Here is a 23,160-nt window from a genome sequence, read left to right on the forward strand (position 1 = left end):
CGCTTGTTATCGCGTATTGAGCCCGCCGCGTCCTGCCGATCGGATGATCTCGCCCCAGAGCGAGGCCGCAAGAGCACTTGAACTGGTCGATGGGCTGTTGTCGTCGTTTCCTAGCCAGATACCCAGCACCCAGTGACGACTTGGTTCGTAGCCGATGAACAAAAGATCGCGCCCGTCATTGGTGGTTCCGGTTTTTCCTCCTTCCTGACCTCCAAGAGACGCTCCTGTTCCTGTGCCGTTTCTCACCACCGCTCTCAGCATGGCCTGCATCTGTTTGGCAACCTCTGGACGGATGGCCTGACGGCCGGCATTGACGCTGTTCCCTGTTGCGCCACTGAGACTGGTGCATCCCAGCTGATTGTCCTGTCGGCAGGTTTCAGCATCCAAGAGACGTCGGATGGTGGTGGGTGGTTTCCACAGCCCTTTGTTGACCACGGCGGCATAGGCGCTCGTGAGCTCGATTAAGCGCACCTCGCTTTGCCCGAGAGCTAGACCGGGAACAGGGTCCAAAGGGGTTGTGATTCCTAAGGCACGGGCCTGACGGACCACTTGCTCGAGTCCCACACGCTTGGCCAGTCGTAGAGCAGCGGTGTTGCTGCTCGACGCAAAAGCGTTGGTGAGTGTCAGACGCCCTTTGCAAGGACTTTCAAACCGCTGTCCCCCCCATTCCATAGCGCTGCAGTCGATGCTCTCACCGGGCTTGATTCCTCGGTCCAGAGCAGCGAGGTACGTCATGAGCTTGAAGGTGCTTCCTGGCTGTCGCATCGCCATGGAGGCTCGATTGAACTGACTGAATCGGTAGTCGCGTCCACCCGCAATTGCCAGAACTCCACCACTGCGACTATCGATCACGACCGCAGCTCCCTCACTGACACCAAGTCCGCCGGCATTGCTGATCAGGTTGCGAAGGCGCCGCTCAATCACGCTCTGAAGAACCGGATCAAGGTAGGTTTCGATCAGAAAATTGCCTTCCGCTGCCACCTCGGGGCCCACCAAAGCCGTCAGGTCTCTTCGAACCTGGTCGGTGTAAAAGGGAGCGGATCGACGGGTGGCTTTGCTGCTGCAGGCAGTTTGAGCCAGCTTGATGGCCTGACGCCGCGCAGCGCGTGCTTCATCCAAGGAGAGACGGCCGGCGTCGGCCATTTTGTTGAGAACCCTGTTGCGGGCTTCGAGGGCTCGCTGCGGAAACTGACAGGGGTCATGGCCGTTGGGCGATGGCAACAGGCCCACCAACAGCGCCGCTTCCTCCACCGTGAGCGATCCGGCTGATTTGTTGAAAAAAGTTCGGGCTGCATCGTCGAAGCCCCATCCCACGCCGAGATAAACCCTGTTGAGGTAGCTCAGAAGAAGTTCACCTTTGCTGAAGCGACTTTCCAGCTGCAGGGCGACGAGCAGTTCTCTCCATTTCCGGCCCAGAGTGTCCCCCTCCCCGACCAGATCCGGGTAAAGGCTTCTGGCCAGTTGCTGGGTGAGACTGCTTCCACCTTCCAGAACCTTGCCACCACTCAGGTTTGTGGCGAAGGCCCGCACCGTTCCAATCGGATCAACTCCTGGGTGCCACCAGAAACGGTTGTCTTCACTGCTGAGCAGAGCGTTGATCAGAAATGGTGAAAAATCCGACAGAGAGGGAAGTTCGCGGTGGCGACTGGAATCAACGGAATCAAGAGGTTTGTTGTTGCCGTCGTAGATGGCCACCGGTCCGCGCACAGTGGCCAGTCGTCCCCGAACGGGAACATCCAGGCCAGCCAGAAGCAGCAGGGTGCCTGATCCTCCGAGGGCCAATAGAAGTCCGATGCCGAGCCAGCGTCGGAACCGCTGCACAGCACGATCGGCTGGGTTTTCAAACAGGAGGGTTGGTGCTCCGGGTTCACTAGAAGGAGCCAGGCTGATTCGGTCGCCGTCTTTCAGCTCAATGTCCCTGACCCTGCGACCCTTCCACCAGAGCCCATTGGTTGAGTCCAGATCCTGGAGCCGCCACCGCCGATTGCGGCGCTGCAGCATCGCGTGCTGCCTGCTCACGGCGGGATGCTCGATGCAGACTTCCAAGTCATGATCGCGACCGATTCGGTACCCCTCTCCATGCAAATGAAGGCTGTGATCGGGGCAGTCGTGCTGATGAATGGTCAGTCGGGCCGTGCCCTGATCCTCTGAATTAGGCGTTGCCATGGCGTTCATGGAAGGCGTCGATGGCGAAGCTGATGACGGCGAGATTGATAACGACATCAGCCCAGTTGAAAATGGGGAAGTTGATCGGAATCAGTTCAAGAAAATCGGTGACATAACCCAATCGCCAGCGATCAATACCATTGCCGAGGGTTCCCCCGAGCAGAAAAGCGAGAGCCAGTCCCATCCAAAGACCACGTTTGGGCTGACTCCAGATCCAGCCTGTGACTCCAAGCGTCACCAGCAAGCTGAGCACACCAAGCCAGAGCGTGGAATCGGTGAACAAACTGAAAGCGGCTCCACTGTTCTGAACGAGACGCAGCTGCAGAAATCCGGGAATGAACGACACCGGCCTTCCAAGGATCAAGGTGGAATGAGCCCAGTACTTGCTCCACTGGTCAAGAATCACCATCAAGGCGCTGATGAGGAGCAGTGATCCGCGCCCTAAAGAACGGTGGCTGCGTTTCATTGATCGTCCTGCTGCGTTCATTCCACCCACAGGAGACTCCGGATCCCTCGGGCCAGAAGACCCGCCGCGCAGCAAAGAGCGAGTTGAGCGGCCAGAGGTCCCAGGCTGTAACTGAACAAGAGTTCGGCAAGGGGGGCCTGCCATCGTTCGAACTCAGCACCGATGATGAGATTGAGCAGACCGCACACTTGGATGATCAGCAGACCCGTCATGGCGGCCAACGTGAGTCGGGTGATGTCATTCATGCCGCTCTGCTGGGACAACCGTCCTGTCAGCCATGCTGCGGGAACAAATCCCGCTAGGTATCCGAACCCCGGTGTGAGCACGTAAGCAAAGCCCCCGCCACCGTGAAACACAGGGAGATCGACCAGACCGATGGTCAGGTAAGCAACCGAAGCGATCACACCAGCTCGAGGTCCTGCCACCAGGGAGCAGATGAGCAGTGCCGGAACCTGCCAGGTACTGGGCAGAGACAACACCGGTGGCGGGAGTTCAGGCAATGGAATCACCAGGGCAGCCTGAATGAGGCTCCCCACAAGAATCAGGAACAGTCCGGCGACAGCGCCGCTCCACGTGGCTATAGCCCTCACGGGCAGTCGTCAGCTGGCACCATCCTGCTGTAAGAGGAAGGCATTGCCCAGCTTTCATGACCGTTTCCATTGGTGACCATGTGCGACTGCTCCGCGCCCAGCCCTACCTGAAGACAGCGGATCCGATGCCGATGCTCCGTCCTCCCGATCTCGTGGATCTCGATGACGTCGGCATCGTTGTTTCTCTGCACCCTGCAGAAACCGTCGCAGTGCGTTTCTCCCGCGGAACATTTCTCTTGGCGGTTGATGCGTTGTCCCTTGTCGACAATCAAGCGTCAAGTTGACGGAAATGGTCCATTTCCCCAAACGGATTCGAGTCTGTTCAGAGTTGAATTGGGCCCACAAAGACTGAGCGTCGGCTTCTTCAGGTGCTGGCGGGCTGCCGTTCTGAGATCGACACCTGTGAGGTTGTCGAGTTGATCGAGACAGCGGCGATCGTGATCATCCGGTAGCCCCAGCCCGCGGAGCTGAGCACGACGCTCCGCCCGCTGGCCCGTGGTCTGGGAGGCGTGAGCGAGCTGTCCTCGGAATTTGGCCATTGCCAAATCAAGATCCCTCTTTGCAATCACAGTGTCCAGTAGCTCCTCCCAGCTCTTCATCAACAGTTCGAGGCTCAGTTGCGCGCGTTCCACGCCTGTGGAGGCGTGCATCACGAAAGGAGCCGAATGCTGTCTGGCTGGATGGTGAACTCCCACGTCGTAAGCAACACCATGGTCTTCCCGGAGACGTCTGAACAGAAGGCTCGACATCCCCGATCCCAGGTGTGCGTGCAGCACTCTCAACGCCAGATCATCCGGATGGCCGTGGGGCAAGGTGGCTTGACCGAGCATCATCACAACCTGTTCCGTCTCCACTGGGTTCAGTGTCAACGAACTGTCTGGTTGTCCTGGATCGGCTGTCAAGTCTGGTGAGTGTGAGGTCTTCTCTCGCCTGCCTGATTCTTCGCAGCTCTGCAGAATCGTCTGAATTCCCTCAGGAAGCGTTCCGGACAGGGCTAGAACAGATCCACCGTCATTGAGTCTGTCTGCAAGGGCGGTGAGGTGATCGTGATGAAGGCTCTCTAAATCCCCCGGGACCCCGAGAGGATCGTGTCCATAGGGACCCTGGCCATAGGCCAGTTGTCGCCAACCATCAAAAGCGCGTTGGAAAGGATCTTCCTGCTGCCGTTGGAGAGCCTGAAGGCTGAGTTCCTTTTCCAGCGCAATCTGAGCCGGGTTCAGATGCGGCTGCTGCAGCATCGATCCAAGAATCGGCAGAAGCCTTTCGGCATCGGTTTGCGTGCATTTGAGGCTCACCAGAATTCCATCTTCATGGGTATCGCAACGAAGCCCTGCTCCGCAGCCCTCCACCAAATCCGCCAGCTGGACATGGTCCAGCGGTCCACAGCCGCGACTGAGAACGGAGCCGAGGAGTTGATGGCCTCCCCGCTGTCCGAGAGGATCTGCACCGCTTCCCCGTCGGATCCAGAGCTTTGCGGATAAGACGCCGGTCGTTGCGACCGGGTCAATGACCAACTCAGTGATTCCGTTCATATTGTTTCCGCAGGGCGGGCGATCAAGGTGAACGCCTGGTCTGGCTGGAGTCGTTGCATCACTCGCTCCTGCAGAGCCGTCGCACTCCACAGTTCGAGATCGTTGAGTGGATCAAGCAGCTGCCGCTGCCGCCCCCAAACGGCCTGAGAGCCTGCGCAGGCCGCCACCGATCCCGGGGCTTCAAGGCTGAAGCGGTAGCCATTGCCCACAAGTTGCAGAGCCCGGCTCCGTTCCTCCTCCAGCATCGGTTCCTCGGCGCTGCGCAGCAGTTCCTGATTGATCTCCTGTTCAACCCGTTCCAACTGTTCTTCCGGGCAGCATGCCTCCAGCATCACCAGGCTTCCCTGCTCGAGTGTCGTCACGTCCATGTCGATGGATTCGACGATCTGCAGATCTTCGCGGAGACGTTGCACCAGCCGGCTCCTGCGACCTTCAGACAGAATCGTCGTCGCTAAGTCTGCTCCTGCTACTCCGATTGGATCGGAAGCTGCAGCGGTTGGCCAGACCATCACTAAGCGCGCGGACTCAAGCCTGGGAAATCTGTGGCATTCCCTTCCGCTTTGAAAAGGCAGCTGCTCCGTTGAGCGGCTGCCTTCGCCAGGCGGGTTCGGAAGTGAGGTATCAGCCCCATTGCTCAATGCTGTGAGCGCGCTCCCCCGGACTTGGCTGATCAGGTCAGTAGGAATGGCTCCAGCTACGGCAAGGCAGCAGTTCGGACCCTGGTAGCGGCGTTGGTGATAGTGACGCATTCCCTGGGGGTTCATTCCTTTCAGGCTGGAGTCGATTCCCAGGACCGGGCGCCCATAGGGGTGTTTAGGGAAGCAGCGTTCCAGCACTTTCTGAAACACCAGATCATCGGGTTGATCGCGGTACTGGGCAATTTCCTCCAGTACCACCTCACGCTCCATGGAGAACGAACCTTCATCGAGGGAGGGATGCAGGACCAGATCAAGCAACAGGTCCAACGCTGCTGATGTTTCCTTGGGTGGAACAAGAACATGGAAGTGCACGTCATCGAAACCGGTGGCGGCGTTGCTGCTGCCGCCGAGAGCTTCGATTTGGCGGTCGAAATCACCTGGTTGCAACCGTTCACTCCCCTTGAACACCATGTGCTCGAGAAAGTGAGCCATGCCCTCTTCACCGCTCTGTTCCCAGAAGCTGCCCCCCCGGCACCAGAAATCAAGGCAGATGAGACTGGCTCCCGGAAGATCTGCGGACACCAGGGTGCTGCCGTTTGTGAAAGTGAAGTATTCCAGTGGAGGACCGGATGAGATCGCTGTCAGGGTCCCGTGGCAAAGTCCCATTCTGTGCAATGACGGATCGGATTGATGCCTGAGTCCTCGAGTGGCCCGGAGCTTCATCCGTTGCTGGTGTCCCTGGCCGATCGCATCCGTCGGTGTCGTGAGCGCCTTCCCGAGTTACAGGACCGCGCGATTCCTGCGGATCTCGAGGAGATCATCGGCAGTCTTGATGGGGAGGCCTTGTTCATCCGCAATGAGGTGCACAGCTGTCGCGGACTGCGCAAGATGCATCTCGAAACGGCCCGACTCGGAGTCGGCCTGCAGATTCTCCACTGCGTGTTCTTCCCTGACCCACGCTTCGATCTTCCTGTGTTCGGAGCTGACATCGTTGCCAGTCCAGCCGGCATTTCCGCGGCCATCGTTGATCTTTCTCCCGTTGGTGAGCACCTCCCTGCTGCGATCGGCGCAGGCCTCAGCAACATCGACATTCCTGACTTTGAACAGGTTCGTGATCTCCCTGCCTGGGCCACGATTTTTTCACCATTCGTGTGCTTTATCAGACCTGCCAATCGCGTCGAACAGGATTGGTTTGTGGCGCTTGTTGAGACCTACCTGAGCATCTTGAGTCGTGCTGTGGAGTGTGCACAACCATCGGAGGCCAGCGATCCGCTTACGATTGCCAGATACCACGGGCAGGTGTCGTATTGCCAGCAACAGAAACGCAACGACAAAACCCGGCGGGTTCTGGAGAAAGCCTTCGGAACGATTTGGGCCGATCGGTACATCGAAGAGCTTCTTTTCGACGAACCAGCCTGCCCTTGATCTCTCGTCGGGCGATGTGGATCGGGGCGGGTACGCTCTCGTTCCTCGTCATCGTTGGGACTGTTGTTTATCTCCAACGGTCTGCCACTGTTGTCGCGGAGGCTCCTCAGACCGATGTGCCCCGACCACCGGAGGCTGTGGCGGCTCTGGGACGACTTCGCCCTCTTGGAGAGATTCGCCGCCTTGCGGCACCGGTCAGCGGCTTCGGAGGCACCCCCCGAGTTTCGAAGCTTCTGGTGAATGAGGGGGATGCGATCACCCGTGGCCAGGTGCTGGCTGTCTTCGATAGCCGCCCCCAGATTGAAGCTGATCTTTCGGCTCTTGATGCTCAGATTCGCTCTGTGGAGACGGAAATTCCTTTGCTTCGCCGACAGGTATTGCGCTATTCACAGGCTGCCAGAGTTGGCGCCGCTTCGATGGTGATTCTTGAAGAGAAGCAGAACGCCTTGACGCTGTCTCAACGTAAGCGCATCGAGTTGATCGCCGAACGTCGCATCCTTGAAGCCGACCTGGCGGATAGTGAACTGAAGTCTCCGATCGATGGCACCGTGCTCAAATTGCATGCCAGGGTCGGGGAGCGTCCCGGTGCCGATGGTGTGCTCGAAGTGGGCGCCAGCCAGTCGATGGAGGCCTTGATTGAGGTGTATGAATCCGACATCAACCGGATTGCTGTTGATGATCCGGTGACGCTTGTTAGCGAGCACGGTGGATTTGAAGGAAGCCTCACGGGGCGCGTCGAACGCATCAGCCCCCAGGTGAGACAACGGGAGGTGTTGTCCACCAACCCCACAGGTGATGCCGATGCCAGGGTTGTCGAGGTTCAGGTGAGCCTTGATCGCGATTCAGCACGTCGGGTTGAAACGTTGGCTGGTCTGAAAGTGATTGCTCGCTTCAAAGCCCAATGAGCGGTGGATTCTGGTCTAGCCGAGGCATTCCCCTGGCTTCACTGATGTTGATCCGACAGCCTGTGCGCTTGGCTGTTGCTCTAGCTGGAATCAGTTTTGCTGGAATCCTGATGTTCATGCAGTTGGGATTCAGGGACGGATTGTTTGATGCCAGTGTCACAGTGCATCGCTTATTTGATGCCGACATTGTTCTAATCAGCCCGCGTTCTACCAGTTCGGTGAGTATGGCTGGCTTTCCTAAAAGGCGGCTTGTACAGACCATGGCGCTTCCGGAAGTGGAAGGCATTACTCCTGTGAACTGGAATCTTCTCCTCTGGCGAAATCCTGAAACCCGTGGAACTCGATCCATTCTTGCTCTCGGCTTCGAACCTGGTGATCCCTTATTTACCGATCCGACTTTGTCGCCCAAAGCCAAGAAGCTCACTCAAAAAGGCAGAGTTCTGTTTGATGAAAAATCGCGTCCTGAGTTCGGGCCTGTTGCTGAGTGGTTCCGCGAAGGTCGCGTTGTGGAAAGCGAAATTGCTGGCAAGCGTATTCGTGTTGCCGGCCTGATTGGACTTGGAACGTCCTTCGGTGCCGATGGAAATCTGCTGACCAGCAGCGAAACATTCCTTGAACTGCTCCCCAACACGTCCCCTGGAAGCATTGAGGTGGGATTGATTCGCCTCAAGGCCGATGCAGACCCTGCATTGGCTGTGGAGCGCCTCAAGACCTTGCTCCCAGATGACGTCTCCGTTTTGACAAAACAAGGCTTCATCGATTTTGAGCAGAATTATTGGAAAACCGGTACTTCGATTGGCTTCATCTTCACCCTCGGAGCCGCCATGGGTTTCGTGGTGGGGTGTGTGATCGTTTACCAGGTGCTCTATTCCGATGTGAGTGATCACCTGCCTGAATACGCCACGTTGATGGCAATGGGATATCGCCTCAACACACTTTTCGGCGTTGTGGTTCGTGAAGGATTATTGCTTGCTCTCTTCGGATATCTGCCGGCCTATGCCGCCGGCCAAGGTCTGTACCTGCTCGTTAGGAATGCAACCCAGCTTCCTGTTGCCATGGATTTCAGCCGAGCTTTCACAGTGTTCACCATGATTTTGATTATGTGCATGGCGTCGGCGGGATTGGCGATGCGTCGCCTCGTGGATGCTGACCCGGCGGAGATCTTCTGATGCAAAGCAGCGCGCTTTCAGAGTCCATCCACAAGCCAGGCTCTCGACAGGAGCTCAGTGTGCGTATCAGCGGCTTGAGTCATTGGTACGGAAAGGGTTCGAACCGTCGGCAGGTGTTGCAGGGAGTTGATCTAGAGATCGCTGCCGGTGAAGTGGTGCTTCTGACAGGGCCATCCGGATGTGGAAAGACCACGCTGCTCACGTTGATCGGAGCTTTGCGTCAAGTGCAGCAGGGCGACGTTCGCGTGCTCGGTCAGCAGTTGCAGGGAGCTAGGCGGGGCCAGCGGCAGAGGCTTCGGCGCCGGATCGGGATGATCTTTCAGGGCCACAATCTTCTCCGTTGCCTCACAGCCGAGCAGAACGTTCAGATGGGTGCCGATCTTCTCCCCGGATTCAGTTATCGGGGCCGGCGAGATCAAGCCAGGCAGTGGTTGCGTGCTGTTGGCCTGGACGATGAGCTCGGCAAACTCCCCCACGATCTCTCAGGGGGACAGAAACAGCGGGTCGCCATTGCCCGAGCGCTTGCCGCCAGGCCCAAACTCTTGCTGGCTGATGAACCCACGGCCGCTCTCGACAGCGCAACGGGGCGAGAAGTGGTGGAATTGTTGAAACGTTTGGCGAGGGAACAATCCTGTTCCGTTCTCATGGTTACCCACGACCCCAGGATTCTCGATGTGGCCGATCGTTTGGTGCGGATGGAAGATGGCCGCCTTTTTCAGGCCATTGAGTAGGTTGGGGTGACAACAGGAATCGTTTCAACCAACGCATGTCCAAGCGCAGAAACCTCAAGAAAGAAAAGCAGGAGCGCAACCGCGCCTACGCACGCAAGTTCAAGAAGCGCAAGATGCGCAATGACGGTCGTGGCGAAGGTGCTGGCAACGGTGTCACAGGGACTGCCAACAATGGTGGTGCCGCCGATTGAGTTCCGGCTTTGCTACCAGAGGGGGGGGGCTACCCCCTCTTTTTTTGTGCCCTTAGGCTGACGTCAATCGGATCACCGTGAAGCGCGGATGTTCATCAGCGTTGTCATTCCCACCTACAACCGACGCTCGATCCTGGAGAAGTGCCTGCTTGCACTGGAAGGGCAGACTCCAAGTGGGGAGATTGAAAATTATGAGGTGGTCGTTGTCGACGACGGCTCCACCGATGGAACGCCGAACTGGTTGAGAGCCTCAAGCAGTCGTTTCCCCAGCATGCGTCTGATCGAACAGAGCCACGGTGGACCCGCTGAAGGTCGGAACCGCGGCGTCAGTCACGCTCGGGGTGACGTCATTGTCTTCATCGACAGTGATCTGGTGGTCACACCTACGTTTCTGGCCAGTCATGCCAAAGCGCTCTCTGCTCAGTGGCGTCGAAGCGGACATCGTTTGTGCTTCACCTACGGCGCTGTGATCAATACTGCGAATTTTGAGAATCCAACGCAGGAGCGGCACAAGCTTCGAGATCTCTCCTGGGCTTATTTCGCAACCGGCAACGTTGCCATCGACCGCTCCGTTCTCGAGCAGTCCGGTCTTTTTGATACGGGATTCCGTCTCTATGGCTGGGAAGATCTTGAACTTGGTGAACGTCTGAGGCAGATGGGTGTGGAGCTCGTTCGCTGTCCTGAAGCTGTCGGCTATCACTGGCATCCCGCGTTCCGGCTTGAGCAAATTCCCGATCTGATTCGTGTGGAGAAAGAGCGCGCGCGGATGGGCCTTGTCTTCTACAGAAAGCATCCCAGTCGCCGAGTGCGCATGATTATTCAGTTCACTTGGATGCACAGGGTTCTCTGGTCCGTTTTGACCCTGGGAGGTTTGGTCAATGAGCGATCACTCAAGCCGCTTCTCTCCTGGCTCATCCATCGAGGACAGCCCTCTCTGGCCCTCGAACTTCTGCGCCTCCCCTTGAACCGACTGGGCGTTGAGGCTCTCTACAGCGAGGCCAGGGCCAACGGTCTGCATTAAACCGACTGTTTGATAAATTCAAGAGGTTCTCTCAAACCGCACACCTGTCTGTTTCGGGTGCTGATCGTCTGGGCATAAGCCCGCACGTGATCCCTGACAGGTGGAGGCCAACCCGAAACCTCAAACAATTATGGCTGTCGTCACTCTCGCTGAGATGATGGAGGCTGGTGCCCACTTCGGTCACCAGACTCGTCGTTGGAATCCCAAAATGTCGCGCTACATCTACTGCGCGCGGAATGGGGTTCACATCATTGATCTTGTGCAGACTGCTGTCTGCATGAATAACGCCTACAAATGGGTGCGTTCTGCTGCAAGGAGCGGCAAACGTTTTCTCTTTGTCGGCACGAAGAAACAAGCTTCTGAAGTGGTGGCTCTAGAGGCCACACGCTGTGGTGGGTCGTACGTCAATCAACGCTGGTTGGGCGGCATGCTGACCAACTGGACCACGATGAAAGCCAGAATCGATCGCCTCAAGGATCTTGAGCGCATGGAGGCAAGCGGAGCGATCGCCATGCGTCCCAAGAAGGAGGGAGCCGTTCTACGTCGTGAACTTGACCGTCTCCAGAAATATCTGGGCGGCCTCAAAAACATGCGTCGTCTTCCCGATGTAGTGGTGCTGGTTGATCAGCGTCGTGAAACCAATGCGGTGCTCGAGGCCCGCAAATTGGATATTCCTCTGGTCTCCATGCTGGACACCAACTGTGATCCTGATCTTTGCGAGGTTCCCATCCCCTGCAACGACGATGCAGTGCGTTCCGTTCAGCTGGTGCTGAGCCGTCTCGCCGATGCCATCAATGAAGGCCGTCATGGCTCCAATGAACAGCGTGGTGGTGACGACAGCGAAGGCTGAGTCCCTCGAGCCGCTAAGTTCACGCCGCCCTTCCGAATGTTTGGAAAGGCGGCTTTTTGCCCAAACACTCCCCTCCTTCTCTTCTGATGGCCGCTGCCGTATCCGCCAAGCTCGTTAAGGACCTGCGCGACAAGACCGGCGCTGGAATGATGGATTGCAAGAAAGCACTTGCAGCCACTGACGGCGATGCTGACAAAGCCATCGAATGGCTTCGTCAGAAAGGTATCGCCAGCGCTGAGAAAAAGTCAGGACGCACCGCTGCGGAAGGTGCTGTTGGCAGCTACATCCACACCGGAGCCCGTGTTGGCGTGCTGATCGAAGTCAACTGTGAAACCGACTTCGTCGCCCGAGGCGAGATGTTCCAGGAGTTGCTCAGGGACGTGGCCATGCAAGTGGCTGCCTGCCCAGGTGTGGAGTATGTCAACACCGATGAGATTCCTTCCGAGATCCGTGAGCGAGAGAAGGCCATTGAGATGGGACGTGATGATCTCGATGGCAAACCTGAGCAAATGAAGGAAAAGATTGTCGAAGGTCGGATCAACAAGCGACTCAAAGAACTGGCCCTGATGGAGCAACCCTTCATCAAAGACAGTTCTCTCACCGTTGCCGAACTCGTCAAGCAGACGGCAGGAAAGATCGGTGAAAATGTGAAGGTGCGTCGCTTCACTCGTTACACCCTCGGTGAGGGCATCGAAGTGGAAGACAACGATTTTGCCGCTGAAGTGGCATCCATGACCAAGGGCTGATTTTGGAGGTTCACTCGGAGAGTCGCCATCGTCATGATCCAGACCTCCAGCTGGAGCGTTTGGCCAAGCGATGTCGCTCTCTATCCCCCTCGATTTACCGGGAGCAAGCGCTCTACCTTCAGATTGTTCGCGATCAGCTCCCCAAGGCCGTCCGAACCGCGATCAAGCATCTTCTCTGTGACCGCGATGTGGACGCGCGGATCCGCAGAGGGGATGGCCTGAAAAGCATCCATCTCCGGGTTGATGCACTTGTTCAGAAAACCACCACCTTGATCACTGTCGAGCAGCTGCTTGTCACGGCCGATCGTTTAAGGGCGGATGCCCAGCGCAGCCGCCTCCTCCAGGTTCAGGCAATAGCCAGTTCCTCTGAAACGCTGGTTGCCTCAGAGCCCTGTCATGAAATTCATCTCGGACTGTCGCTTCCCCTCGATCGTCCTGACTTGATCGATGGTTTGGTCCCTGACCCGCAATCTTCAGACCGTGGTGGGGCTGAAGCGGATCAGTCCTCTAATGAAGAACAACCACCGATTCAAGAGGCTACGGAACTGGATCTGCTCCGTTCCCTGTTTGTCTTGGCCAGTGAGTCAATGGAAACAAGGGAGGCCCAGGTCTCTTCCGGTGAAGCCATGACACCTTCGGAGAGCTCGTTGCTGCGGTCGGTTTCATCATCGAATCAGTTGATGCCAGCGTCACCGAGCGATCTGCTGGCCTGGATTGAGGGACTTGATGCAGCCCTTTGCAGACGCCTCCGCAATCTTTCCCATGCGCTCAATGTGGAGCTGATGCGGGCGGGAATCATCAGAAGTCTTCTACCCATCCAGTTGTTGGAGGCCGCCATGAACGGTCAGCTGCCGTCTCAGGCTTCCCAGTCCAATCTTCTGAGACTCCATCTCCCGCTGCCCGTTGCTGCTGATGAGCAGTCCTTTGAAAGCCACTGCCTACTTCTGCGCAGCTCTGAGCTGGAATTCGATCATCCCTCTCTGCGCCGTTGCCGCGAACGCATTCAGCAGCAACGGCGTTATCTCTCCACTCTTGTGGTTAAGGAGCGACACTGGCAACGTCGCTCAAGCACCAGGGAGGTTCAAACCCATTGGTGGCCCAACCGAACGGAGATCCCTCCGCGCCATTGAGTCCTGGCCTGGATCATCAGGCTCTGGAGCGTTTTCAGATCTGGATTCGCCCGCTCCAGCAGGCGCTGTCGCTTGAGGCGGAGCGAGGATTCGTCAATGTTCAAGGCCGGCAGGAGACATTCCACAGTTTCCTAAGCCGTGAATTGGGTGCACCACCAGGAATTCCTTTTCCGCCCGATTGCAAGGAACGCCTGCAGGCGTTCTCCAATGATTTTCAGTCCTATCCCTCCCTCAGTGATGCAGCGCGTCGGCGGCTAGTCACCACGGTGAGGCAGTGGCTCCATGCCCTTCGTCAGCGCCTGGAACCCACCCGACCGATGGCACCTCCCAAATTGAAGGTTGCCACGAGCAGCCCGGCAGCTCCAGCGACTCACCACGGAATCATGCCGTTGGACGCACCACTGTCACGGGTCCGTGGCATCGGCCCCAAGCAGGCGGAACGCCTGGCCAGCCTCGGTCTCCTGGTGGTCAGAGATCTATTGCTTCATTACCCCAGGGACTATGTGGATTACTCCGCCTTGCGCCGGATTGAGGCCTTGGTTCCCGGGGAAACAGCCACCATCGTTGCCACCGTCCGTCGCTGTCACGGCTTCACGAGTCCGAGAAATCCCAATCTCTCCATTCTCGAGCTGCAGCTTCAGGACCCCACCGGACGCATCAAGGTCAGTCGTTTTCTGGCAGGTCGGCGTTTCAGCAATCCCTCCTATCTCCATGGACAGACCCGGCTCTATCCAAATGGAGCCACCGTTGCAGTGAGCGGTCTGGTCAAGGATGGTCCCTACGGCCTGAGCTTTCAGGATCCGCTGATTGAAGTGATGGAAAGTGCTCAGGCCCCCTTGCAATCCAAACGCATTGGCAGGCTGTTGCCGGTGTACTCCCTGACGGAAGGTCTGACGGCCGATCGTTTCAGAACCTTGGTGGAAGCGGCGCTGCCATCCGTCCGTCTCTGGCCTGAACCACTGCCACCTCAAAGACGCCAAGCTAGGCAGCTGCTGGACAGGCATCAGGCGCTGACGGCCATTCATCGACCGGAGACGTCCGAGCAGCTTCAGCAGGCCCGTCAACGTCTTGTCTTTGATGAATTTCTGCTGCTTCAGCTCGGATTGATGCAACGCAGGGCGGCACTGCGTCAGCGAGCGGCACCATCACTGAGGATCGCCTCGGATCGCGACGGTCTCTTGGCTCGCTTCCTTGACAATCTTCCATTCCAATTCACAGGGGCACAGACCAGAGTGTTGGCGGAGATCGATGAGGATCTCGAGCGCTCGGAGCCTATGGCCAGGCTGGTGCAGGGTGATGTGGGCAGTGGGAAAACGGTTGTTGCTGTTGCTGCCTTGCTCAAGGCCATCCAGGCCGGATGGCAAGGGGCCATGATGGCCCCGACGGAGGTGCTTGCGGAACAGCACTACCACAGTCTCTGCCAATGGCTTCCTCCTTTGCATGTCACGGTTGAGCTCCTGACAGGTTCCACGCCTCTCAAGAAACGGAGGCAGCTGCTCGCTGATGTGGCTTCAGGGGGCTGCAAGGTTCTTGTGGGAACTCACGCCTTGCTAGAGGACCCTGTTGCGTTCGAGCGTCTTGGATTGGTGGTGGTGGATGAGCAGCACCGGTTCGGTGTTCGCCAACGCAATCGACTGCTTGGAAAAGGTCTCCAGCCCCATCTCCTCACGATGACAGCGACACCGATCCCGCGAACGCTGGCTCTGTCACTCCATGGAGATCTGGATGTCAGTCAGATCGATGAACTTCCGCCAGGACGCACGCCGATCTTGACCACGATGTTGGCAGGCTCGGAGCGTGATCAGGCCTACAGCGTGATCCGTGAGGAGGTGGAGAAGGGCCAGAGGGCTTATGTGGTGCTTCCGCTTGTGGAGGAGTCAGAAAAAATGGACCTTAGGTCTGCCGTTGACGTGCATCGTCAGCTTGAAGAGGAGGAGTTTCCGGATCTCAAGGTCGGGCTCCTGCATGGACGCCTGCCGAGTGCGGAGAAGCAGGCGGTGATCCAGGCTTTCGCGCGCGGGGAAACGCAGGTTTTGGTGTCCACCACTGTTGTGGAGGTTGGTGTGGATGTTCCTGAAGCGAGCGTGATGATGATTGATCACGCTGATCGTTTCGGACTGGCACAGCTTCACCAACTGCGAGGCCGAGTCGGTCGCGGTGCTGCGGCATCCCGCTGCCTGTTGATTAACGACAGCCGTAATCCGCTAGCTCGGCAGAGACTTGAGGTGTTGGTGCGTTCCACGGACGGTTTCGAGATCGCCGAAATGGACCTCAGGCTTCGTGGCCCCGGGCAAGTGCTGGGAACCCGCCAATCTGGTTTGCCAGACCTGGCATTGGCCAGCCTGGCGGATGATGGCTCCGTTTTGGAAGAGGCCCGGGACGAAGCGGCCGATATCCTCCGCAACGATCCTGATCTGAACAATCACCCGGTGCTTCGCTGCTTGCTCGATGATCAACGCAACCGTGTGACCTCAGCAGCGCAGTTGAACTGAAGCCCCGTTCAGTCAGGACTTAAAGGATCGATGGGCTCTCAGTCGGAGACCGAGTGAATACAGTTCTTCTGTTTTGAATTCCAACGATGCGCCGGCCCTGGAGTGATGTGGCCATCAAGGATTGCGGTGAACCGCTGGAGTCGCTCAGAGGGACGTTTCTCTGCCTTGAGCCCCATCCCTACGCAGAACTTGGTGCCCCCTACGGAGATCAGGGTGATCCCTTCAGGGTCCGATCGAGCCTTTTGACCCGTCTCGTTCAAGCCCAGAACCACCTCACCCTGCATCCGGATCCTGAGATCGGCCCGATCCAGTTGCTTGTGTTTGATGCTTGGCGCCCCGTCAGTGTTCAGGCCTTCATGGTGGAGCACGCGGTCAAGGAAGAATGTGTGCGTCGAGGCCTTCAACCGACACTGCCTCATTGGGCGATGGCGCTGGAGGACGTGCAGCGCGATGTTGGACGCTTCTGGGCACCGCCAAGTGACGATCGGTCGACGCCTCCTCCTCACAGCACGGGGGGAGCCATTGATTTAACGCTGGCCGATCAGCGTGGAGCGCCTCTGAACATGGGGGGAGCGATTGATGCCATCGGTCCTGAATCGCTCCCAGACCACCACGCATCTGCTGCAAGGGCTAATCACAACAGCCCTGAAGCCCTCTGGCACCGACGCCGTTCCAACCTGCATGCGGCCATGCAACATGCCGGATTGGTCCGACATCCCAATGAATGGTGGCATTACAGCTATGGAGATCAGCTGTGGGCTTGGACGGTTAAGGCATCAATGGCCGTCTACGGCCGAGTGGACGGCCACTAACGGGCGGAAGTAAGCAGTTCGGCAACCCGTTCGTCACCGAGCTGACTCACATGATCACCAAAACCTCTTCGCCCCCCAGCCTGCTTCCAGCTCACGAACAATGGTTCCAGGGTGCTCTCGAGTTCATCCAACGGCATGCGTTGCAGGAAAGGCTTCGCCAAACGCTGGAGATTGGCACTACCACCAAGCCACAACTGGTATTGATTCACACCGCTGCCGACAAGCGCAAGCTCTGCCATGTAGGGCCGGGCACACCCATTGGGACATCCGGTCATGCGAAACAGCAAGGACTTCTCGATTTCGAGCCTGCTGAGTTGCGCATCCAGACGTTCAAGAACCCGAGGAAGAATGCGTTCAGATTCAGTGATGGCAAGCCCACAGGTGGGCAGGGCAGGGCAGGCAATGGCATGACGTGCCAGCGGTGGCGGTGCCTCCGGCGTTTTGATTCCCAGATTCGACAATGCATCACGAACAGAATTGCGCTGGGAGCTGCCGATGTTGCACAGAAGCACGTCCTGGTTAGGCGTCAAACGCAGTTCGAGCTGGTAACGATCAACGATCTCTCGAAGCCCAGCCTTAAACGCACCCTCGAGCCTTCCGCAGAGCAGAGGGATCCCAACGAACCAAATCCCAGGCTGCTGTCGATGCCAGCCGAGGTAATCGGTGAGTTTTGCTTTCGGCTCGTTGCGAAGACTCTTCAACTCACCATGGAAGTAGTTCTGCGTCAGTTCGCTCTTGAACCAGGACACACCTCTGTCGTGAACGAGATATTTCATCCTGGCGTGCCTTCGGATCTGACGATCACCGTGATCACGCTGCAAGGCCAAGATCGATTGCACTAGATCAAGCACATCGTTCGCTTCGACGTATCCAAGAGGGTCAGCGATCCTCGCGAACGTTTCTTCCTTGTTGTGGGTGCGGCCCATGCCGCCACCCACGTAAACATTGCAGCCGATCAGGGCACCTGTGGCATCGGTGAAGGCCACAAGACCAATGTCCTGGGTCAGAAGGTCGACGGAATTATCTCCAGGAACCGTGACCGCTACTTTGAATTTTCTGGGTAGGTAGGTGTCTCCGTAGAGCGGTTCATCGTCGCTACCTGAAAACACTCCGACATCACGCTGACGTGAACGGGCTGCCTTCACCATCCGCGAAGGGTTGATTCGATAACTGAGGTCACCATCGATCCACAGCTCGAGATAAGACGCTTCACCAGCCTCGGGACTGAGAACATCCGCGATTTCATCAGCCAGCTGACGCGCTGCCGGATAAGCACCTTTGGCGTAAGGCGCAGCCGGTGCCATGACGTTGCGGTTGATGTCTCCACAGGCCGCCAGTGTGGACCCCATGTTTTCAACGATGGTTCCGATCACTTCCTTCAGATCACCTTTTGGGATGCCATGCATCTGAAAGGCCTGTCGGGTCGTTGCTCGCAGGGTGCCATCGCCAAGGCGATTGGAAAGATCATCCATGGCGAGGAAAAGCCTTGCCGGAATGCGTCCTGCTGGGCTACGCAACCTCAGCATCATCTGCCAGGTCTTCTCTTTCCCTTTCTCTCGCTTATCCCGGTCATCTTGCTGATAGCTCCCATGAAACTTCAGCAGCTGAAGCGCGTCTTCACTGAAGTAGGGGAGCTCATTCGAGAGTTCATCTAGCAGGGGGTCCCGCAGATGATGACTGTCCAGCTTGCGTTGCTCAGCCTTCGGCAGCCTGGCAGTGGTTGATTCCGTGGCGGATTCCACACTGGACTGACTCACCGGCAAAGAGCTGCATCAACTCTCTGAAGCTAGCGAAGCGGCTTCCAATACAGTCGCGTCTTGGACACGTACGTGCTGTGGCGAACACGTTTCTGCTTGAGATCGGCACTGAAGAACTCCCAGCCGATTTCGTTCCCTCGGCCCTTCGGCAATTGGAGCAGAGGGTTCGCAGTGATCTCAACGATTTGCGGCTCGCTCACGGTGAGCTGTCGGTGACAGGAACGCCGCGTCGGCTGCTTGTGGTTGTGAAAGACCTGATTGACTCTCAGCCGGATCTGGAAGAAGACCGCAAAGGACCACCTGTCTCCTCGGCTTTCGTGGATGGTCGACCTGGTCCGGCTGCCATCGGGTTTGCCAAACGCTGCGGTGTAGATCCATCGGATCTTCAGCCCAGGGAAACGCCGAAAGGCCCTTGTCTGTTCGCGCAGGTCAAGACTCCAGGGCAGGCCAGTTCCGCTTTACTCGGCCAGTACGTTCCTCGCTGGATCGATGGTCTTCAGGGGCGTCGATTTATGCGCTGGGGATGTGGAGAGCAGCGCTTTAGTCGACCGATTCGCTGGTTAGTGGTCCTCCTCGGGGATGCGTTGATCCCTGTGACTCTTGATGCGGCTGATCCTGTGGTGACCAGCGGTCGCACAAGCCGTGGTCATCGTCTTCATCAACCGCTGAAGGATGTGAAGTCCGCCGAGGAACTTCTGGCCCAACTGGCCCGAGCCGGGGTGATGGTGAATCGTGAACGACGCGCTGAAACCATCCGCACGGCAATCGCGCAGGAGGCCGAGCACTGCGGTGGACAAGCGAATTGTCCTGAGTCACTGTTTCAGGAGCTTGTGGATCTGGTTGAAACCCCCTCAGTGTTGAAGGGCAAGATCGCGGATCGCTTTCTTGATCTACCACCGGAGGTGATTGTCACGGTGATGCAGGCCCATCAGCGTTATGTCCCACTCCTGCATCCGCAGGCAGGTTCAGACCCCCTGCAACTTCAGTCCCGCAATGTTCTGAGGCCGGAATTCCTTCTGGTGAGCAATGGGTTGGAACCAGCTTCGGACACCATTGTGAGCGGCAATCAACGCGTTCTTGGAGCCCGGCTGGCCGATGCCGAGTTCTTTCTCACTGTGGATCGTCGTCAGTCCAGTGAGCAACGGCGGGCAAATTTGGCACAGGTCACCTTTGCCGAGGGTCTGGGCACGCTTCTGGACCGTAGTGAGCGAATGAGTTGGGTCATGGACCAACTGCTGCTCGCGCTTCAACTTGAGGGGCCCATCGCCAGCCATGCCAGACGCGCTGCCCATCTCTGCAAACACGATCTCGTCTGTCAGATGGTGGGGGAATTCCCTGAGCTGCAGGGGTTGATGGGCGGTAAGTACCTTCTTGAGGAAGGAGAAGTCCGTGACGTGGCTCTGGCTGTGGCAGAGCACTACCAGCCTGCTGGTGCCGGTGATGCTCCTCCCACCAGTGATGCAGGAGCTCTGCTGGCTCTCGCGGAACGGATCGAGTTGCTGTTGAGCATCTTTGCGAAGGGTCAGCGCCCTACTGGATCTTCTGATCCTTATGCCCTGCGGCGAGCAGGCAATGGAATTGTTCAGATCCTGTGGAATCGTGGCTGGAGACTCCCCCTGCAGTCACTCTTCAAAACGGCAGCAACGCATTGGGCTGAACGTTTCCCGGCTTTCAAGGTTGAAGTTTCAGCCTTGGCCAATGATCTGGGACAACTTCTCCGTCAGCGGATGGTGTCTCAGTTCGAAGAGGATGGATTTGAAATTGATTTGGTGCAGGCAGTCAGCGGTGATGGGGTCAGCACTGACCGCTTGCTGGAGGATCCAGTGGATGCGAGGGATCGCCTGCTTCTGTTGAACAACCTCCGGACTTCTGGTCGTTTGCAGGGATTGCAGGCTGTCGTCCAACGTGCATCCCGCTTAGCCGATAAAGGAGATCTGCCTTTGTCCAGCCTGTGTGTCGAAGGTGTGGTAGACGCCGAACTCTTCGATTCACCCAGCGAGGCTTCGCTGTTAGTGGAACTCGAAGCGATGAGTCCGCTCGCCGTCGCAAGAGACTACGAAGGCTTGGCTCAGAAACTCCAGGGTGCGGCATGCGCACTTGAAGCCTTCTTTGATGGTGCTGAGAGTGTGATGGTGATGGCCGATGATCCATCGATTCGGCGCAATCGCCTCAATTTGCTGGGAGTGCTGCGCAACCAAGCGTTTGTGTTGGCCCGTTTCGACAACATTCAGTCTTGAAATGGGACGATTGCAGCTGAATCTGCAAAACGCAGATTCAGCTATGGAGTCTTCACCCAGTTGTGACGGTGGGTCGTTCCTTCGTCTCTGTTGACGATTCAGTGTGAACCTGAGCCTTGATGGCCTGAGCCGCTTCATCCGCTAGAAAATCTCCCTCCGAACGTCCCACAGCGGAAGGAACGGCGTCGTAACCAGCTGGGGCGAGGGCCTCACCCCGAAGCAAACTTCCAAGGGTGCGCAGGGTGAGTTTCACCTGTTGCCACGGATTCATCATCACCACCCTCTTGTACAGATAGCTGTCAAAGGTGAGTTTCTGTACATCTCGGTCATCGCACATTTCCACGAATGCCTCTCGCGCCGCGTCATTCCGGTAGAAAATTCGCTGGAGAATGTCGAGAACGGCGTAAGTGGCTCCGTACTTTCTGTCCCAACGCTTGAGGTACGTGGATTTGATCTCTTTTTCCGTGGGTACGCGGCTGCCGTTCGCTGAAATCTCAACGATGGCTTCGGCACACATCCGGCCACTTTTCGCTGCGAAGTAGATGCCTTCACCGGAGCTCTTGGTCACATAACCGGCGGCGTCACCAACCAGGGCCATCCGACCAACAACGCGACGGGGTCTGGGATGTTCCGGAATCGGATGAGCTTCAACTTTGATCACTTCGCCCTTGAAAAGGCGTTTGCGGGCCCGCTCACGAATTCCTTTTTGCAATCCCTTGATCAGGGACTGATTCTGTTGCATGGTCCCGGTTCCAACGGCCACGTGGTCATATTTCGGAAAAACCCATGCGTAGAAATCGGGAGAAACGTCGGTTCCGACGTACATCTCGGCGAGATCCTCGTAATAGGTCATCTCTTCAGGAGGAAGCTTGATGCGTTCCTGGAAGGCGATGGCCACGTTGTAATCGCCAGCATCCATGGCTTTGGCGACACGGGAATTAGCCCCGTCTGCGCCAATGATCAAATCCACCTCGAGGGTTTTTAACTCACCGGTTGGTCCACCAGAGCTGTAGTCGGCGTAATGAAGGGTGTACGGACCTTGACGAGCGCTGCCCGTGTCGATCTTCTGGACAAGACCGTTGATCAGGGTTGTGCCGAGCTCGGCAGCCCGGTTGCGCATGAAAGCATCGAAGACCTCTCGGCGGCACATGCCGATATAGGCATTATCGTCGTACCCGAGTGGATCAAGCTGGATATCAACCTCTTTGTTGGAGGGGGATATCATCTTCATGTTTCGAACCTTGCGGTCGATAATCGACTCCGGCAGATCGAATTCCTCGACCATGCAAAGCGGAATGGCTCCCCCACAGGGTTTGGCATTGTCGAGCTTTCGCTCAAACAACCAGGTGCTGATGCCAGCCTTGGCAAGAATTTCAGCTGCGCAGGATCCGCTCGGACCACCTCCGACGACGGCAACTCTCAGCATCTCAGCTCACTCCGCTGGATTGTTATTGAAAAGCTATCACCGATGAGTACCGATCCGGGGGCCACCCTGGCGCCTCCCCTTACGATCGATACATCACTGCAATGAAGTCGTGTCTCCGGCTGTCGCCAGACGCAGCAGATCTCGCGATCAAAGACGCGACGATATTCCTGTAGCTCGTCGTAGTCCCGCCGCCGCTCCGAAACGTCGTCGTCTTGGCCTACTGCTTGCCAGTGGGGTGGTGTTCTCATCGTCCATTGCCGCGGTTCTGCTGATTCCGATGGTTCCAGAGTTGCTCAACGGGCCTGGAGATCCTTCCCCAGAGCTTGTTGAAGGCATCGATGCCCAACCTTCGCGTGATGGTCGTCTCCTCGGACATTTTCCTTATCCAGAGGTGAGCCTCGACGCTCTCGTGCCGGTGGAGGCTGGGATTGAGCTTCATCGTGATGCTGCTCTGGCTCTGAATGCCATGCGTCGAGCGGCCGCCGCTGATGGCGTGGACCTGCGCCTTCTCAGCGGCTATCGATCTCACGATCTACAGAAAAACATCTTTTTTGATGTCAAATCGGAGCGGAACCAAACCGCTGCCGAACGGGCCAAGGTTTCTGCACCACCGGGATATTCAGAACACAGCACTGGCTATGCCGTTGACTTCGGGGACGGTGCTGATCCAGCCACGAATCTCTCGCAATCCTTCGAAAACACACGCGCGTTTCGCTGGCTTCAGGACAACGCCGCCGTTTATCACTTCACGCTGTCATTCCCAGTCGTCAATCCCCAGGGCGTGAGCTACGAGCCCTGGCACTGGCGATTTGAAGGGTCTTCACAGGCACTGCGCGCATTCGAACCGGCGCGACGGTTGGCCGACGGTCTTTGACA

At 57.4% G+C, this 23,160-nt stretch carries 21 protein-coding genes; 14 read left to right on the forward strand and 7 right to left on the reverse strand.

Features of this window, described 5'->3' with window-relative positions:
• Window positions 1-6 precede the first annotated feature (6 nt).
• The 3 genes from ACLM45_RS02310 to ACLM45_RS02320 are packed head-to-tail and all read right to left on the reverse strand — an operon-like array spanning window position 7 to window position 3,222.
• Complete coding sequence (locus ACLM45_RS02310) at window positions 7-2,175, reverse strand: transglycosylase domain-containing protein (RefSeq protein WP_415410372.1); 2,169 nt, start codon at window positions 2,173-2,175, stop codon at window positions 7-9.
• Entirely contained in the window at window positions 2,153-2,632 is a 480-nt protein-coding gene (lspA, locus tag ACLM45_RS02315; protein ID WP_415410374.1) for a signal peptidase II, read from the reverse strand. The genes ACLM45_RS02310 and lspA overlap by 23 nt, the downstream gene beginning before the upstream one ends.
• Window positions 2,633-2,649: 17 nt before the next feature.
• Window positions 2,650-3,222: a biotin transporter BioY gene (locus tag ACLM45_RS02320; protein WP_038004272.1), complete on the reverse strand. Its 573-nt coding sequence runs from the start codon at window positions 3,220-3,222 to the stop codon at window positions 2,650-2,652.
• 56 nt (window positions 3,223-3,278) lie between these two features.
• On the opposite strand from ACLM45_RS02320, the gene ACLM45_RS02325 reads away from it, so the two are divergent.
• A complete protein-coding gene (locus ACLM45_RS02325) occupies window positions 3,279-3,506 on the forward strand; it encodes a DUF3148 domain-containing protein (RefSeq protein WP_415410375.1) in 228 nt (75 codons plus the stop codon).
• Here ACLM45_RS02325 and ACLM45_RS02330 read toward each other — a convergent pair.
• Both ACLM45_RS02330 and ACLM45_RS02335 read right to left on the reverse strand, forming a co-directional pair.
• Complete coding sequence (locus tag ACLM45_RS02330; RefSeq protein WP_415410377.1) at window positions 3,498-4,754, reverse strand: M16 family metallopeptidase; 1,257 nt, start codon at window positions 4,752-4,754, stop codon at window positions 3,498-3,500. The two genes, ACLM45_RS02325 and ACLM45_RS02330, sit on opposite strands and share 9 nt — an antisense overlap.
• On the reverse strand, window positions 4,751-6,058 hold the full coding sequence (locus ACLM45_RS02335; RefSeq protein WP_415410379.1) for a M16 family metallopeptidase: 1,308 nt from the start codon (window positions 6,056-6,058) through the stop codon (window positions 4,751-4,753). Before ACLM45_RS02335 ends, ACLM45_RS02330 begins: the two co-directional genes overlap by 4 nt.
• Before the next feature lie 24 nt (window positions 6,059-6,082).
• Here ACLM45_RS02335 and ACLM45_RS02340 point away from each other — a divergent pair, with 24 nt between their 5' ends.
• From ACLM45_RS02340 to ACLM45_RS02390, 11 genes are all read left to right on the forward strand, one after another.
• Window positions 6,083-6,817: a phycocyanobilin:ferredoxin oxidoreductase gene (locus ACLM45_RS02340; RefSeq protein WP_415410380.1), complete on the forward strand. Its 735-nt coding sequence runs from the start codon at window positions 6,083-6,085 to the stop codon at window positions 6,815-6,817.
• 14 nt (window positions 6,818-6,831) lie between these two features.
• A complete protein-coding gene (locus tag ACLM45_RS02345) occupies window positions 6,832-7,722 on the forward strand; it encodes an HlyD family efflux transporter periplasmic adaptor subunit (protein ID WP_415410381.1) in 891 nt (296 codons plus the stop codon).
• On the forward strand, window positions 7,719-8,891 hold the full coding sequence (gene devC, locus ACLM45_RS02350) for an ABC transporter permease DevC (protein ID WP_415410382.1): 1,173 nt from the start codon (window positions 7,719-7,721) through the stop codon (window positions 8,889-8,891). Before ACLM45_RS02345 ends, devC begins: the two co-directional genes overlap by 4 nt.
• Window positions 8,891-9,622, forward strand: a complete 732-nt coding sequence (locus ACLM45_RS02355; RefSeq protein ID WP_415410383.1) for a DevA family ABC transporter ATP-binding protein — start codon at window positions 8,891-8,893, stop codon at window positions 9,620-9,622. The genes devC and ACLM45_RS02355 overlap by 1 nt, the downstream gene beginning before the upstream one ends.
• A 35-nt stretch (window positions 9,623-9,657) precedes the next feature.
• Window positions 9,658-9,813, forward strand: coding sequence for a hypothetical protein (locus ACLM45_RS02360; RefSeq protein ID WP_006041287.1), 156 nt, complete (start codon window positions 9,658-9,660; stop codon window positions 9,811-9,813).
• An 88-nt stretch (window positions 9,814-9,901) separates the two neighbouring features.
• Window positions 9,902-10,834: a glycosyltransferase family 2 protein gene (locus ACLM45_RS02365; protein WP_415410384.1), complete on the forward strand. Its 933-nt coding sequence runs from the start codon at window positions 9,902-9,904 to the stop codon at window positions 10,832-10,834.
• Between the two features lie 130 nt (window positions 10,835-10,964).
• Window positions 10,965-11,684, forward strand: coding sequence for a 30S ribosomal protein S2 (rpsB, locus tag ACLM45_RS02370; protein WP_415410385.1), 720 nt, complete (start codon window positions 10,965-10,967; stop codon window positions 11,682-11,684).
• 86 nt (window positions 11,685-11,770) lie between these two features.
• Window positions 11,771-12,430 carry a translation elongation factor Ts gene (gene tsf, locus ACLM45_RS02375; protein ID WP_006041290.1) on the forward strand — a complete coding sequence of 220 codons (660 nt, stop codon included), beginning with the start codon at window positions 11,771-11,773 and terminating at the stop codon, window positions 12,428-12,430.
• Between the two features lie 2 nt (window positions 12,431-12,432).
• Window positions 12,433-13,560 (forward strand): hypothetical protein, encoded by a 1,128-nt coding sequence (locus ACLM45_RS02380; protein ID WP_415410386.1) that lies wholly within the window; start codon window positions 12,433-12,435, stop codon window positions 13,558-13,560.
• Window positions 13,521-16,052, forward strand: a complete 2,532-nt coding sequence (gene recG, locus ACLM45_RS02385; protein ID WP_415410387.1) for an ATP-dependent DNA helicase RecG — start codon at window positions 13,521-13,523, stop codon at window positions 16,050-16,052. Before ACLM45_RS02380 ends, recG begins: the two co-directional genes overlap by 40 nt.
• Before the next feature lie 86 nt (window positions 16,053-16,138).
• Entirely contained in the window at window positions 16,139-16,864 is a 726-nt protein-coding gene (locus ACLM45_RS02390) for a M15 family metallopeptidase (RefSeq protein WP_415410388.1), read from the forward strand.
• Here the strand turns inward: ACLM45_RS02390 and ACLM45_RS02395 are convergent.
• On the reverse strand, window positions 16,861-18,621 hold the full coding sequence (locus ACLM45_RS02395; RefSeq protein ID WP_415410389.1) for an NADPH-dependent assimilatory sulfite reductase hemoprotein subunit: 1,761 nt from the start codon (window positions 18,619-18,621) through the stop codon (window positions 16,861-16,863). The genes ACLM45_RS02390 and ACLM45_RS02395 overlap by 4 nt on opposite strands.
• Window positions 18,622-18,698: 77 nt before the next feature.
• Between ACLM45_RS02395 and glyS the strand changes: the two genes are divergently transcribed.
• On the forward strand, window positions 18,699-20,858 hold the full coding sequence (gene glyS, locus ACLM45_RS02400) for a glycine--tRNA ligase subunit beta (RefSeq protein ID WP_415410390.1): 2,160 nt from the start codon (window positions 18,699-18,701) through the stop codon (window positions 20,856-20,858).
• Window positions 20,859-20,910: 52 nt separating this feature from the next.
• On the opposite strand, the gene chlP is transcribed toward glyS, so the two are convergent.
• On the reverse strand, window positions 20,911-22,284 hold the full coding sequence (gene chlP / locus ACLM45_RS02405; protein ID WP_006041296.1) for a geranylgeranyl reductase: 1,374 nt from the start codon (window positions 22,282-22,284) through the stop codon (window positions 20,911-20,913).
• Window positions 22,285-22,393: 109 nt separating this feature from the next.
• On the opposite strand from chlP, the gene ACLM45_RS02410 reads away from it, so the two are divergent.
• Window positions 22,394-23,158 (forward strand): M15 family metallopeptidase, encoded by a 765-nt coding sequence (locus ACLM45_RS02410; RefSeq protein ID WP_415410391.1) that lies wholly within the window; start codon window positions 22,394-22,396, stop codon window positions 23,156-23,158.
• The last annotated feature ends 2 nt before the right edge of the window (window positions 23,159-23,160 follow it).

Source organism: Synechococcus sp. A10-1-5-9 (assembly GCF_047716785.1).
Taxonomy (GTDB): Bacteria; Cyanobacteriota; Cyanobacteriia; order PCC-6307; family Cyanobiaceae; genus Synechococcus_C.